The organism is Acidihalobacter aeolianus (assembly GCF_001753165.1).
Lineage (GTDB): Bacteria > Pseudomonadota > Gammaproteobacteria > DSM-5130 > Acidihalobacteraceae > Acidihalobacter > Acidihalobacter aeolianus.
Genome location: NZ_CP017448.1, coordinates 845142 through 858037, shown reverse-complemented (window position 1 = coordinate 858037; position 12896 = coordinate 845142). Strand labels below are relative to the sequence as shown.

The 12896-nt window shown below is 68.3% G+C and carries 11 protein-coding genes; all 11 read left to right on the top strand.

Annotated elements, in window-relative coordinates; genetic code table 11:
- Positions 1–4: 4 nt before the first annotated feature.
- The gene (locus tag BJI67_RS03910) at positions 5–721 is read left to right on the top strand and encodes an SDR family NAD(P)-dependent oxidoreductase (protein ID WP_070071922.1); all 717 of its coding nucleotides are present in this window, start codon (positions 5–7) and stop codon (positions 719–721) included.
- A 374-nt stretch (positions 722–1095) separates the two neighbouring features.
- Positions 1096–2724: an amino acid ABC transporter permease/ATP-binding protein gene (locus tag BJI67_RS18370; protein ID WP_197513298.1), complete on the top strand. Its 1629-nt coding sequence runs from the start codon at positions 1096–1098 to the stop codon at positions 2722–2724.
- Positions 2721–3320: a DUF1989 domain-containing protein gene (locus BJI67_RS03900; RefSeq protein ID WP_070071921.1), complete on the top strand. Its 600-nt coding sequence runs from the start codon at positions 2721–2723 to the stop codon at positions 3318–3320. The genes BJI67_RS18370 and BJI67_RS03900 overlap by 4 nt, the downstream gene beginning before the upstream one ends.
- A 99-nt stretch (positions 3321–3419) precedes the next feature.
- Positions 3420–4235, top strand: coding sequence for an ABC transporter substrate-binding protein (locus tag BJI67_RS03895; RefSeq protein WP_070071920.1), 816 nt, complete (start codon positions 3420–3422; stop codon positions 4233–4235).
- Between the two features lie 98 nt (positions 4236–4333).
- A complete protein-coding gene (locus BJI67_RS03890) occupies positions 4334–6685 on the top strand; it encodes a xanthine dehydrogenase family protein molybdopterin-binding subunit (RefSeq protein ID WP_070071919.1) in 2352 nt (783 codons plus the stop codon).
- Positions 6682–7515: an FAD binding domain-containing protein gene (locus BJI67_RS03885; protein WP_070071918.1), complete on the top strand. Its 834-nt coding sequence runs from the start codon at positions 6682–6684 to the stop codon at positions 7513–7515. The genes BJI67_RS03890 and BJI67_RS03885 overlap by 4 nt, the downstream gene beginning before the upstream one ends.
- Positions 7512–8663 (top strand): xanthine dehydrogenase family Fe-S subunit, encoded by a 1152-nt coding sequence (locus BJI67_RS03880; protein ID WP_070071917.1) that lies wholly within the window; start codon positions 7512–7514, stop codon positions 8661–8663. Before BJI67_RS03885 ends, BJI67_RS03880 begins: the two co-directional genes overlap by 4 nt.
- 43 nt (positions 8664–8706) lie before the next feature.
- On the top strand, positions 8707–9975 hold the full coding sequence (locus tag BJI67_RS03875; RefSeq protein ID WP_070071916.1) for an amidohydrolase/deacetylase family metallohydrolase: 1269 nt from the start codon (positions 8707–8709) through the stop codon (positions 9973–9975).
- A 34-nt stretch (positions 9976–10009) separates the two neighbouring features.
- On the top strand, positions 10010–10510 hold the full coding sequence (locus BJI67_RS03870; protein ID WP_070071915.1) for a MarR family winged helix-turn-helix transcriptional regulator: 501 nt from the start codon (positions 10010–10012) through the stop codon (positions 10508–10510).
- Positions 10507–11682 (top strand): oxamate carbamoyltransferase subunit AllG family protein, encoded by a 1176-nt coding sequence (locus tag BJI67_RS03865; RefSeq protein ID WP_070071914.1) that lies wholly within the window; start codon positions 10507–10509, stop codon positions 11680–11682. Before BJI67_RS03870 ends, BJI67_RS03865 begins: the two co-directional genes overlap by 4 nt.
- 223 nt (positions 11683–11905) lie before the next feature.
- Positions 11906–12886 (top strand): ABC transporter substrate-binding protein, encoded by a 981-nt coding sequence (locus tag BJI67_RS03860; RefSeq protein ID WP_197513296.1) that lies wholly within the window; start codon positions 11906–11908, stop codon positions 12884–12886.
- The last annotated feature ends 10 nt before the right edge of the window (positions 12887–12896 follow it).

Sequence of the window (12896 nt, the reverse complement as noted above, 5' to 3'; positions counted from 1 at the left end):
CCCCATGAGCGAAACCCAACCCCTGGCCATCGTCGCCGGCGTGGGCCCCGGCCTTGGCGCCGCACTGTGCCGACAGCTCAGCGCGGACGGCTATGCCGTGGTCGGCCTCGCGCGCACCCGCCACTACACCGACGAACTGGCTGCGGAACTCCAGGCGCGCGGCGCCGACGCGCTCATGCTGGCCTGCGATCTCACCGACGAAACGGCGGTGCGCACGGCGCTGGGCGAGGCCGTGGAACGCTTCGGCCCGCCCGAGGTGCTGATCTACAACGCCGGGGCCATCGCCATGCACGCCTTCGCCGAGACGCCCGTGGAGGATTTCGACCGCCTGTGGGCGATCAACTGCCGCGGGGCCTTCCTGTGCGCACGCGAGGTCGTGCCGGCCATGCTGGCCCGCGGCCGGGGCTGCATCCTATTCACCGGCGCCAGCGCCGCGACCAAGCCGGCCGCCCGTTTTGCCGCCTTCGGCGCCGCCAAGTTCGCGCTGCGCGGCATGGCCCAGTCCATGGCCCGCGAACTCGGCCCGCAGGGCATCCACGTCGCGCACGTGATCATCGACGGCATGATCCTGACGCCCAAAAATTGCGGCCGGCCCGGCGTCACCGCGGACAACACCCTGGACCCGGATGCCATCGCCCGCACCTATCTGGCACTCATTCACCAGGACCGCTCCGCCTGGACGCAGGAGATCGACCTGCGCCCCGACGTGGAAAAATTCTGAACGCCGCGCAGGCAGTAACGCCGTTCCGAAACGAGTCACGAGCCGCGCCGGCTGGCGTGCGCTCGCGAGCTCGACCTGCGCCAGCAGAGGACTCCGAATACGGTATGCACACAAGCTCCACATCGGTGCGCGAACCTGCACGTCCTCGCGATTATGGTGCGCGCACGCCCCATCACCGCGGACAACGCACGGACGACACCGCAGCGCGCATCCCTACCCTCGAAAAAATATATCCAAGCAAATAAGTGGGTTAAAGGCCGAACCTGCGTCCGGCGTGATGGCTAGCGCCGTCATGGCATAAAACATGCTCCATTGCTTAGCGTACTAAGTACTCAGGACATCGACCTACTCATGATGAGGCATCGCCGCATGCCATGCTCCGACCGCCCGGCACACCGGGCATCGCGGGCAGCATGAACTACGATCACCTGCTGCATTACCTCACCATGCCGGTGTTGTGGCACGGGCTTTGGCTGGCCGTCGTCATCGCCGTCTGCTCGTTCGGCGCTGCGCTCGTGCCGGCACTGCTCGTGGCGATTGCGCGCATGTCCAACAATGCGCTGCTGCGCGGGCTGCCCACACCCTTCATCTGGGTCATGCGCGGCACGCCCGTGCTGCTGCAGCTGCTGTTCTGGTACAACGTCCTGCCATTGCTCGGCCTGCGCCTGAGCGCACTCATGACCGCGATCCTCGGCCTCGCGCTCAACGAGGTCGCCTTCATGGCGGAAATCTTCCGCGGCGGGCTGCAGTCGGTGAAGCGCACGCAGCGCGACGCCGCCGCGGCGCTCGGACTGACGCCGTTCATGGTGATGGCCCGCGTCGTGCTGCCGCAGGCGCTCAGGGCGATCGCGCCGGCCATGGGCAACGAGGCGATCACGGTCCTGAAAAACACCTCGCTGGCCTCGGTCATCACGGTCGGCGAACTCACGCTGACCAGCGAACAGGTCGTGTCGACGAACTTCGAGTATGTCGAGGTGTTCACCGCGGCCGGGCTGCTCTATCTGCTGGCCACCACCGCGATCTCCCTCGCGCAGCGATATTTCGAAAACCGCCTCAACTACGAACGCCACACGACCCCGCTGGGCCCTCGCTCCAGTGCCCCGACGGCGGATGCCGTGGGCACGGCGAGCACCGCCCAAGCGAGGCTCCCCTTGTCCGAAGCCCCGCATCCCGCGGCACGACCGGCACCGTCCGGCCAGACCTTCGTGGAGATCAGGCACGTCCGCAAATCCTTCCACGGCAACCTGATCCTGCGCGACATCACGCTGAAGCTCGACCAGGGCGAAATGGTCTTTCTCATCGGCCCGAGCGGTTCGGGCAAGACGACCCTGCTGCGCACGATCAATCACCTCGAATCCATCGACAGCGGCGAGATCCTGGTCAACGGCCAGCACATCGGCTATCGCCAGACGTCCGCCGGCCTGCGTCCCTCGCGTAGCGCTGCCCGCGACCGCGCGCGGGTCGGCGTTGGCATGGTGTTCCAGCATTTCAACCTGTTCGACCACATGACCGTGCTCGAAAACATCGTCGAAGCGCCGATCCGGGTACACGGCATCGACCGCGCCACGGCCTACCGCGAGGCGCGCGAACTGCTCGCCTGGGCCGGCCTGAGCGAGCACGAACAGCGTTATCCGCATCAGCTCTCCGGCGGTCAGCAGCAGCGCATCGCGATCATCCGCGCCGTCGCCACGCATCCGAAGCTGATCCTGTTCGACGAACCGACCTCGGCGCTCGACCCCGAACTGGTCAACGAGGTGCTGGTGCTGATGCGCAAGCTGGCCGCTGCCGGCATGACGATGGTCATCGTGAGCCACGAAATCGTGTTCGCGCGCGACTGGGCGGACCGGATCGTGTTCATGGAAGACGGTCAGATCGTCGAACAGGGCAGCCCGAGCGAGCTCTTCAACCGCCCGAAAAGCGCCCGCACTCGCGCCTTCATCGAACTTGTCGAAGGCCGTCTGGGCCACCACACCGAACCCACTCCCATCGAGGCCGCGCAATGAACGTCGCAGAACCCGGAGACTTCGTACTCGCGCCCGCAGGCTGCGTCGCCCTGGCGCTGCGCGCGGGCCAGTCGCTGCAGATCACCGACCTGGAAGGCCAGCAGGTCGCGGACATCGTCGCCTTCACGCGCCCCGAGCTTGACGACCGCCTGTGGGTCTCGAACACCGTGCGCCTGAACGGCACCGTGTTCCTGACCGCCGGGCACGTGCTCTATTCGGATCTCAGCCGGCCGCTGCTGCGCATCGTCGAGGACACCTGCGGCCAGCACGACATCCTCGCCGGCTCCTGCAACGCGGAAATCGACAAGGTGCGCTACGGCGTCGACGGCCACCACGGCTGCGTCGAGAACTTCGTCGAGGCCCTGTCCCCCTGGGGCCTGACGCGGGCGGACATTCCGATGTCCTTCAACGTGTTCATGAACTGCCCCGTCGCCGCAAGCGGAGAGTGGCGCATTGCCGAACCGGCCTCCAAGCCCGGCGACTTCATCCGCTTCGCCGTCGAGACCGACGTCCTGCTGGCGATCTCCAACTGCCCGCAGGATCTCAACCCCTGCAATGCCGGGCACCTGAAACCGCTCGGCATCACCGTTTCATAACTACTCAAAGCGCATCGCCCAGGTGGAGTTGTTCCCGATCTATACAGAGAAAACCCAAACCTACGCATCGACTCATTCAATTGCATCGCGGAGACACCCATGAGGATCAACAAACGCACACAACGCATCGTCGCCGGCACGCTCGCCCTGATCGGTCTGGGGCTGGGCGCCTACTCGATGCCTGCGCAGGCCGCAAAGACCTACGTGATCGCCACCTCGGCGGACTTCCCGCCGCTGAGCTTCCGCTCGCCCGATGACCCGGCGAAGATCGTCGGTTTCGAGATGGACATGATCAAGTCCATCGCCAAGCACGCCGGCTGGAAATACAAGATCGTGACCAGCGACTTCAGCGGCCTGATCCCGGCCGTGCAGAGCGGTCGAGTCGACATGGTCGTGTCCGACGTGTACCACACCGAGGCCCGTCAGAAGATCGTCGACTTCGTCGATTACCTGAAGAACGGCTTCGGCGTCATGGTCAGCGCGGCCAACGCCGGCAAAATCAAGTCCTACGCCGACCTGTGCGGCATGGACATGGGCGTCCTGACCGGCAGCGCCCCCGAGCTGCAGGCGGTCCAGGCCGCCAGCGAGGCGAACTGCACCTCCAAGGGCAAGCCGGCCATCAAGGCACGCTCCTATCCCGCCGTGGCGCAGGAACTGCCGCAGCTGGAGAACGGCCGTCTCGGCGGCATCTTCGAGAGCGTCAGCACGCTGGGCTACGTCGAGACACAGAATCCGGGCAAGTTCCACATCGCCGTCATCGACCCCGACACCACCAACGCCGGCATCGTGCTGAAGAAGGGCAGCCCGCTGGTGGCCGAGGTGCAGAAGCAGATGCACTGGTATCTCGGTTCGGCCGCCGCCAGGGCGGATGCGAAACGCTGGGGCCTGCCGGTCAGCACGCTGCTCGCACCGTAAGCGGCAGTGGCCGGGCGGCGCGGCGTGAAGCCGTCGCCGCCCGGACCGGCAAACGACATCCCTGACGCCAGGGAACCACGAAGAGGCACGAGAGGCACATGAAGCAACAAGGCATCGGCGCGCGACTGCTGCGCAAGGAGGACGACCGCTATCTGCGCGGACGCGGCGAGTTCATCGCCGACATCGTCCTGCCCGGCCAGTGCGAAGTCGCGTTCCTGCGCAGCCCGCTGGCGCATGCGCGCATCCGCGGCATCCACGTGCCTGAGGCGATCGCCGCGCAGACCTTCACCGCGGCCGATCTCGCGGACGTGCTGGCCATCCGCGCCGTCTCCAAGCTGCCCGGCTTCCGGGTCTCCGAGCAGCCCGTGCTGGCCGCCGACAAGGTCCGGCACGTGGGCGAACCGCTCGCGCTGTGCTTTGCCGAGGACCGCGCCGCCGCCGAGGACGCCGTCGGCCTCGTCGACGTCGACTTCGAGGAACTGCCCGCCGTGCACGACATGCTGCAGGCGCGCGAACCGGACAGCCCGCTGCTGCACGAGAACTGGGACCGCAACGTGTTCCTGGAGACCTTCGTCGACGGCGACATCGAGACGCCCGCCGCACACGCGGCCGCGAGCGTCACCCGCGAATACCGCACCGCCCGCCAGTGCATGGCCCCCATCGAGGGCCGCGGCGTGGTGGCCTACTGGGACAGCCGCAAGAACCTGCTGACCGTCTACACCTCCACGCAGATGCCGCACGTGGTGCGCTCCGGCCTGTCGGAATGCCTCGGCCTGGAGGAGGACGCCATCCGCGTGATCGCGCCCGACGTCGGCGGCGGTTTCGGCTACAAGGGCATCCTGCTCGCCGAGGAGGTCTGCCTCGCCTGGCTGACCCTGCGCCTCGGCCGCCCCGTCCGCTGGATCGAGGACCGGCGCGAACACCTCATCGGCAACGCCGACTGCCGGGAGCATCACTACCGCATCACCGCGCACGCCGACGCGAACGGCAAGCTGCTCGCGCTCGACGCCGAGGTCACGGTCGACTCCGGCGCCTATTCGGCCTATCCGTTTTCCGCCTGCCTGGAGGCCGCCCAGGTGGCGAGCATCCTGCCCGGCCCGTACGACTTCAGCGGCTACCGCTGCCGCACCTTTTCCGCCGCCACCAACAAATGCGCCATCCTGCCCTACCGCGGCGTGGCCCGTACCGGCGTCTGCTACGCCATGGAGCTGACCCTGGACGCGCTCGCCCGCGAGCTCGGACTGGAACCCTGGCAGGTGCGCATGGCGAACCTGGTGCCGCCCGAAAAGATGCCGTTCGACAACATCACCCGCAAGCACTTCGACAGCGGGGACTATCCCGAATGCATGCGCCGGGCGGTTCAGGCCATCGATCTGGACGCCTGGCGCGAGCGCCAGCGCACTCCGGAACCCGACGGCCGCCTGATCGGCGTCGGCTTCTCGATCTACTGCGAGCAGAGCGCGCACGGCACCTCGGTGTACTCGGGCTGGGGCATCCCCATGATCCCCGGCTACGAGGAGGCCTTCGTGCGCGTCACCCCGAACGGCGGTCTGGACATTCGCGTCGGCGTGCAGTCGCACGGACAGAGCATGGAAACCACCTTCGCCCAGCTCGCGCATGAAATTCTCGGGGTGGATACCGACCGCGTGCGCGTGATGCACGGCGACACCGCCGACACCGCCTACTCCACCGGCACCTGGGGCTCGCGCTCGATGGTGATGGCCGGCGGCGCGGTGGCCACCGCCTGCGACGCGCTGGCGGCACGCCTCAGGACCGTCGCGGCGAGCATGCTCGGCGTCGAGCCCGAGGGCATCGTCCTGGCCGACGGCGAGGCCCGCAGCCAGGGCGGCAGCCTGTCGCTGCGCGAGCTGGCCTACCTCTGGTATCGCCGCCCGCAGGACCTGCCGCGCGGTCTCGGGGTCACCAGCCTGGAGACGAATGCCGCCTACAAGCCCGTGCACGACCACGGCGTGTTCAGTTATGCGGCGCACGCCGTTGCGGTCGCCGTCGACCCCGAGCTGGGCACGGTCGAACTGCTGGACTACGCGATCGTCGAGGACGGCGGCGTGCTGGTGAACCCGATGGTGGTCGACGGCCAGATCATCGGCGGCACGGCCCAGGGCATCGGCACCGCGCTGTACGAGGAAATGGCGTTCGACAGCGCCGGCCAGCCGCTGGCCTCGACCTTCTCCGACTACCTCCTGCCCGGCGCCTGCGAGATGCCGGACATCCGCATCGAACACATGGAAACGCCCTCGCCCTACACCCGCTTCGGGGTCAAGGGCGTCGGCGAGGGCGGCGCCATCGCCCCGCCTGCCGCCATCGGCAATGCGGTGAACGACGCGCTGCGCTTCGTCGGCGCCGAGATCACCGAGACCCCGATGACGCCCCGGCGCATCCTCGCGGCGATCACCCGCGCCACGCAACCCGACACGGAGACAGGCACATGAAACCGGCGCCGTTCGAATACGTCCGCGCCGCCAGCCTGGGCGAGGCGGCCGAGCTGCTGCGCCGCGGCGACCTCGACGCGCGGCTGCTCGCCGGCGGCCAGTCGCTCGGGCCCATGCTGAACCTGCGCCTGGCGCAACCCGGCCTGCTCGTGGACATCACCGGCGTGCCGGAACTGCTCGCCGCCGAACGGACCGCGGACGGAGTCTACCTCGGCGCCTGCGTGACCCACGCCAACGTCGAGGACGGCCGCGTGCCCGATGCCACCGGCGGCATCCTCGCCCGGATCGCGGGCGGCATCGCCTACCGCGCGGTACGCAACCGCGGCACGCTCGGCGGCAGTCTGGCGCACGGCGATCCCGCCGGCGACTGGCCCTGCGTACTGCCCACGCTGGGTGCCGTACTGCAGATCGACGACGGCCGCAGCACGCGAGAGCTGCCGGCCGGCGCCCTGCTGCGCGCCGCCTTCGAACCCGCGCTCGCGCCCGGCGAACTCATTGCCGGCATGCGTCTCCCGACCCTGTCCCCAGCCGCGCGCTGGGGCTACTACAAGCACTGCCGCAAGCCCGGCGAACTGGCCGAGGCCATGGCCGCGGTGCTGTGGGACCCCGAGCGCGACATCCTGCGCGTCACCCTCGGGGCGCTCGACGACGCCCCCTGCGCGCTCGACGACGCGAGCACACTGTTCGGCCGCAGCGGCAGCCGCCTGAGCGAACGCTTCGATCCCGACGCGGTCGACGCGCTGCTGCAGTCGCGCGGCATCGACGACCCCATCGCCCGGCAGATGCACCGCGTGGTGCTGCGCCGCGCCGTAGAGAGGGCCTGCGCATGACCGCCATCGCGATCAACCTCAACGGCCGACGCTTCGAGGCCGACGTCTCCCCGCGCACCCAGCTCGCCGAACTGCTGCGCGACAAGGCGCTGCTCACCGGCACCCATCTCGGCTGCGAGCACGGCATCTGCGGCGCCTGCACGGTGCTCGTGGACGGTGCCCCGGCACGCGCCTGCATCACCTACGCGGTCGCCTGCGACGGCGCCGACGTGGTCACCGTCGAGGGTCTGGACAACGATCCGCTGGCCGCCGAACTGCGCGCCGCCTTCCGCGAGCAGCACGCCCTGCAGTGCGGCTTCTGCACGCCGGGCATGCTGATCACCGCGCGCGACATCGTCGCCCGCCTGCCGGGCGCCGACAGCGACCGCATCCGGCTCGAACTGGCCGGCAACCTGTGTCGCTGCACGGGCTATCTCGGCGTGATTCAGGCCGTGAAGCAGGTGGTCGACGCACGCGGCGAGGTCGCACCCCTGCTGCCCGCCGAGCGGCTCGGGCCGGTGGGCGCCCGCCCCTGCGCGCAGGCCGCGGTGCCGCCGGCACCCATCGCGACGACGCCCGAAACCGTTGCCAAGGTCGCACCGCTTCCCGCCGCTTCCGCACCTACGGACGGCCCCGCGCCGCAGCACGCGCTCGCACGCAACCTGGCCGTGGCCGCGCCCGTGGATGCCGTGTGGGCGCAGTTCGCCGACGTCGTCGCCCTGTCGCGCTGCCTGCCCGGCGCCGAGTTCGGCGCCCCCGACGCGCAGGGCATGCTGCACGGCCGCCTGCACGTAAAGTTCGGCCCCGTGCGCGCCGCCTTCGAGGCCAGCGCGCGCCAGACGACAGAGCCCGCCGAACGGAGCGGACGCCTCGTCGGGCAGGGCCGCGACCGGCTGACCGGCACGCGCGTGACCGCCGAGATCGCCTATGCCCTGCACGCGGCCGACGCGGACACGCGCGTCGACATCGAGGTGCGCTACGGCCTGTCGGGACGCCTTGCGCAGTTCGCGCGCGGCGCCTTGGCGGAGCGCTTCGCCGACAGGCTGACCGCCGACTTCGCGCACAACCTCGAACGCCTGCTCGCCGGCACACCGCCCGACGCCACCACGCCGGCAGCGGAAGGACTGTGGGCGCGCCTGCTGAAATGGTTGCGCCTTAGCAACACCTGATTCCGCACACCAAAGGCCACACATCCACGCCAAGGGACGCCCCGTGAACCAGACCAGCACCGACGACTACGACCTCATCCTGCGCGGCGGACGCGTGATCGACACCGCCAGCGGATTCGACGCCGTGGCGGACCTCGCGATCCGCGACGGGCGCATCGCCGCCCTGGCGCCGCACCTCGAGGCCACGCCCGGCGCGCGGGTGATCGACGTCGGCGGCAAGCTCGTGACCGCCGGCCTGATCGATACCCATGCGCACGTGTTCCAGCACGTCACCGGACGCTTCGGCCTGAACCCCGATCTGTGCGGCGTGCGCTCGGGCGTCACCACCCTGGTCGACCAGGGCGGCCCCAGCCTGATGACCCTGCCCGCTTTCCGCCACTACGTCTCGGAACCCGCCGACAGCAGTGTGCTGTGCTTCCTCTCGGCCTACCTGGTCGGCGGGCTGGAGGGTCACCACTACGCGCAGCTCTACGGCCCCGAGATGGTCGACGTGAAGCGCACGATCAAGATCGGCCGCGAGAACCGCGATCTGGTCAAGGGCATCAAGGCGCATGCCGAGATCGGCGGCAAGTCGCGCTGGGGCATGGACGTGATCAAGCAGGCGGCCGAGATCGCCGTCGGCATCGACGTGCCGCTCTACATCCACCTCGGCCAGCTGTGGCCGGAGCGCGAGAAGGGCGTGGTCGACCCGGACAGCGTGATCGAGGAACTGGTGCCCATCATGCGGCCCGGCGACGTGCTCGCGCACCCCTTCACGCGCCACCCCGGCGGTTTCATCTCCACCAGGACCGGCGAGGTGCATCCGATCGTGGAGGCGGCGTTGGCGCAAGGCATCCGCGTGGACGTGGGCCACGGCTCGCACTTCAGCTTCGAGATGGCGGAGAAGGTGCTCGCCCACGGCATCCGGCCCTACACGCTCGGCGCCGACATGCACGGCTACAACACCTACGCCGGCGAGGACGGCGCGGACGACCGCGAGAGCAATCCCTTCTACGGCGCCCAGCGCTTCTGCCTCACGCTGGCCATGAGCGAGCTGCTGGCGCTCGGCATGCCGCTGCACGACGTCGTCGCCACGGTCACGCAAAACGCGGCGGCGCTGCTGGGCCTGTCCGACGAGATCGGCAGCCTGCAGCCCGGATTGCGCGCCGACGTCAGCGTGCTCGATCTCGTCGAAGGCGAATTCCGCCTGCGCGACAACGGTGGAGCCGAGGCGACGGCCGCAGCCCTGTTCGTGCCCGCGCTGACGCTGAAGGACGGCCGGCCCATCGAGGTCGACAGCCCGGTGGTGGTACGCCCCGAACATCTCCACTGAAACGGGCACGGATGCAACAGGAGGACGCGTGCAGATGCATGAACCCGACATCCAGGACGACAGCGAAGACGCGATCGACGGCAACTACGCCCAGCTCGCCTCCCGGCCCGGCTTCCTGATCCGGCGGTTGCACCAGATCCACGTCGCCCTGTTTCTCGAGGAATGCCGGGAATTCGGCATCACCCCCGTGCAGTACAGTATGCTCACAGCGCTGCACGAGGGCGCGCTGGATCAGACCGGCCTCGCCAACCGGGTCGGCATGGACCTCGCCACCACCACGCATGTGCTGAAGCGCATCGAGGCGCGCGGCTGGATTACCCGGACCCGCAACGCCGACGACCGCCGTCAGCGCATCGTCCAGCTCACGGACACCGGCACGACCCTGCTGCAGGACATCGACCGTTTCGCACGCCGTGCGCACGAGCGCACCGTCGCCCACCTCGGCGCGGAGGATCGGGCGCGCTTCACGGACTACCTGATCCGTCTGGTCGAGGCCAACAACCACTACTCGCGCGCGCCGATCAAGCTGTCATGACCGCCGCCACCAGCACCCCGGATACCCTGACCGCCGCCGAACGCGTCGCGGGCGTCAGGCCCGAATGGCGCAATACGGTGCCCGCCGGCCCGACCCTCGGTCTGCGCGAGGGCGAACTGCTGCACGCCGGTCCGCCCATCGATACGCCCGAGGACCTCTGCCCACCGCTGCGCCATGCGGTCTGCGCCGCCCTGGTGTTCGAAGGCCTGGCTGCGGACCTTGAGGCGGCGGATGCACTACTCGCGGCGGGGAAGGTCCGGCTGCGGCCGGCGCAGGATCTTGGCGTCGCCACGCCGCTCGCCGCCGTCGTTTCATCGTCCATGTGGCTGCATGCGGTGGTCGATACCGCGCACCCCGGGCGCGTGGCCTACGCCCCGTTGAACGAGGGCCCGGGCCCGGCACTGCGCTTCGGCCTGGCAACGCCCGAGGTCGTGGCAAGACTGCGCTGGGTCCACGGCACGCTCGCGCCCGCCCTCGCCGATCTGCCCGAAGCGATCGAACTGCTCCCGCTCGCCGCCGAGGCGCTGGCGCAGGGAGACGAACTGCATGCCCGCGTCGGCATCGCCTCGGGCCTGCTGGCGGACCGGTTGCACCCGGACCGGCTCGACGAGGCGTCGGCGTCCTTTCTGCGCGCCCACACCCACCTGTTCCTGAACGCGTGGATGGCCGCGTGTCTGTGCATGCTCTCGGCCGCGCGCGACTACGGCAAGGGCGATCTGGTGATCGCCGCGGGCGGCAACGGCAGGACCTTCGGCATCCAGCGTTCCGGCGCGCCGGACGAGTGGATCGCAGCGCCCGCATCGCCGCCCCTCGGCCCAACGCTGCCCGACATGCCGCCCACGCTCGAGAGGCTCCCCGCCATCGGCGACAGCGCCCTGATCGATGCGCTGGGTCTGGGCGCCATGGCCCTGGACGCCGCGCCGGCGCACGCGGCGAATTTCGATCCGGCACGGGTCGCGGCACTGGCCGAAACGGCGAACGCCGTGCTGCTCGCCCGCCACCCCGTCCTCGGGCGCAAGGTCGGCCTGGATGCGACACGGGTCACGCCGACACACCTGCCGGGCGTCTGCCTGGCCGCGTTGGATACGCAGGGCGTGCGCGGACTGGTCGGGTTCGGCATCGCCGCCCACCCGGCAGCCCTGTATGGGATGGCGGGCGACGGGGATGCGTGATGAGACCACACCCCGACACGCAACCCATTCGCAGCTTGCTAAGCATGGATAAATTCCGCCAAGAACTATTCAAGCCCAACAAATGATTTCGCATGAAAATCCATACCAATAAAAACACGCATGGAATACGCAGGAACAGCCGGCCGTTGAATATGCATTGCGTCCCATGACGGCCCAGCCGTCAGGTCATTTCTGACCCATCAACATGACAACGGAGATCACGGTGAAAAAATTTACGTACGCCATATTCGCACTGCTCGGCCTATTGGCATTCGAGTCGCCGGCCCATGCCGCCCAGCTCACGAAATTCACGTTCGCGGGCGACTCATGGCCCGGTTTCGCCCCGATCTGGGTGGCGGAAAAGGAGCATTTCTTCAAGGGCATAGAATTCAAATACATCAACATGGAATCCGGCCGCGATGCGCTGCTGCTCGCAGGCAAGCTGGACTCCACCAACCTCAGCATGAATCAGGTCATCGAAAATTACCGCAAGGGCTACAAGACCCCCATCGTGCTGCCGATGGATTATTCCGACGGTGCGGATGCGATCCTCGCGGACAAGAGCATCAAGTCGGTCAAGATGTTCAAGGGTCAGAAAATCGCCCTGAACACGATGTCCTACTCCGAACTCCTGCTGCTGGGCGCGCTCAAGCACGCGGGCCTCAACCTGCATGATGTCTCCCAGGTCAACATGGAGGCCAACGCCGTCCCGACCGCGCTGATGTCGCACACGGTCAAGGTCGGCGTGACCTGGCAGCCCAATGTCAGCGTCGCACTGAGCAAGGACAAGAACGTCCGCGTGATCTTCTCGTCGCACGACGTGCCGGGGCTGGTGACGGACAACATCGTGTTCGCGCAGGGCTACGCCAAGGCGCACCCCATGGTCGTCAAGCACATCATCGAGGGCTATCTGGCGGGCTTGAAGTTCATCAAGACCCACCCGGAGGCCGCCTACAGGATCATGGGCGACAGGATGGGCGTGAGCCCCAAGCTCGCGAAGAGCATCTACCTCGGCGTGCATAACGTAACGCTGCCCGAAATGAAGACCATGTTCTCCGGCATGGGCGCCATGTCGTACAAGGTCAGCATCGGCGACGTGCTACAGGTCATGAAATTCCAGAAGGAGGTACCCATGGCGTACAGCCCCGACTGGAAGATGTTCGTGAACCCGCATTACGTGGACGCCATGACCCACACGTCCTGACCAACGCGCA

Bases quoted from the DNA above. Each gene is read 5' to 3' on its own strand.
- BJI67_RS03880 (WP_070071917.1), top strand. From the start codon at position 7,512: ATGACCGCCATCGCGATCAACCTCAACGGCCGACGCTTCGAGGCCGAC.
- BJI67_RS18370 (WP_197513298.1), top strand. From the start codon at position 1,096: ATGCTCCGACCGCCCGGCACACCGGGCATCGCGGGCAGCATGAACTAC.
- BJI67_RS03865 (WP_070071914.1), top strand. From the start codon at position 10,507: ATGACCGCCGCCACCAGCACCCCGGATACCCTGACCGCCGCCGAACGC.
- BJI67_RS03895 (WP_070071920.1), top strand. From the start codon at position 3,420: ATGAGGATCAACAAACGCACACAACGCATCGTCGCCGGCACGCTCGCC.
- BJI67_RS03885 (WP_070071918.1), top strand. From the start codon at position 6,682: ATGAAACCGGCGCCGTTCGAATACGTCCGCGCCGCCAGCCTGGGCGAG.
- BJI67_RS03870 (WP_070071915.1), top strand. From the start codon at position 10,010: ATGCATGAACCCGACATCCAGGACGACAGCGAAGACGCGATCGACGGC.
- BJI67_RS03900 (WP_070071921.1), top strand. From the start codon at position 2,721: ATGAACGTCGCAGAACCCGGAGACTTCGTACTCGCGCCCGCAGGCTGC.
- BJI67_RS03890 (WP_070071919.1), top strand. From the start codon at position 4,334: ATGAAGCAACAAGGCATCGGCGCGCGACTGCTGCGCAAGGAGGACGAC.
- BJI67_RS03910 (WP_070071922.1), top strand. From the start codon at position 5: ATGAGCGAAACCCAACCCCTGGCCATCGTCGCCGGCGTGGGCCCCGGC.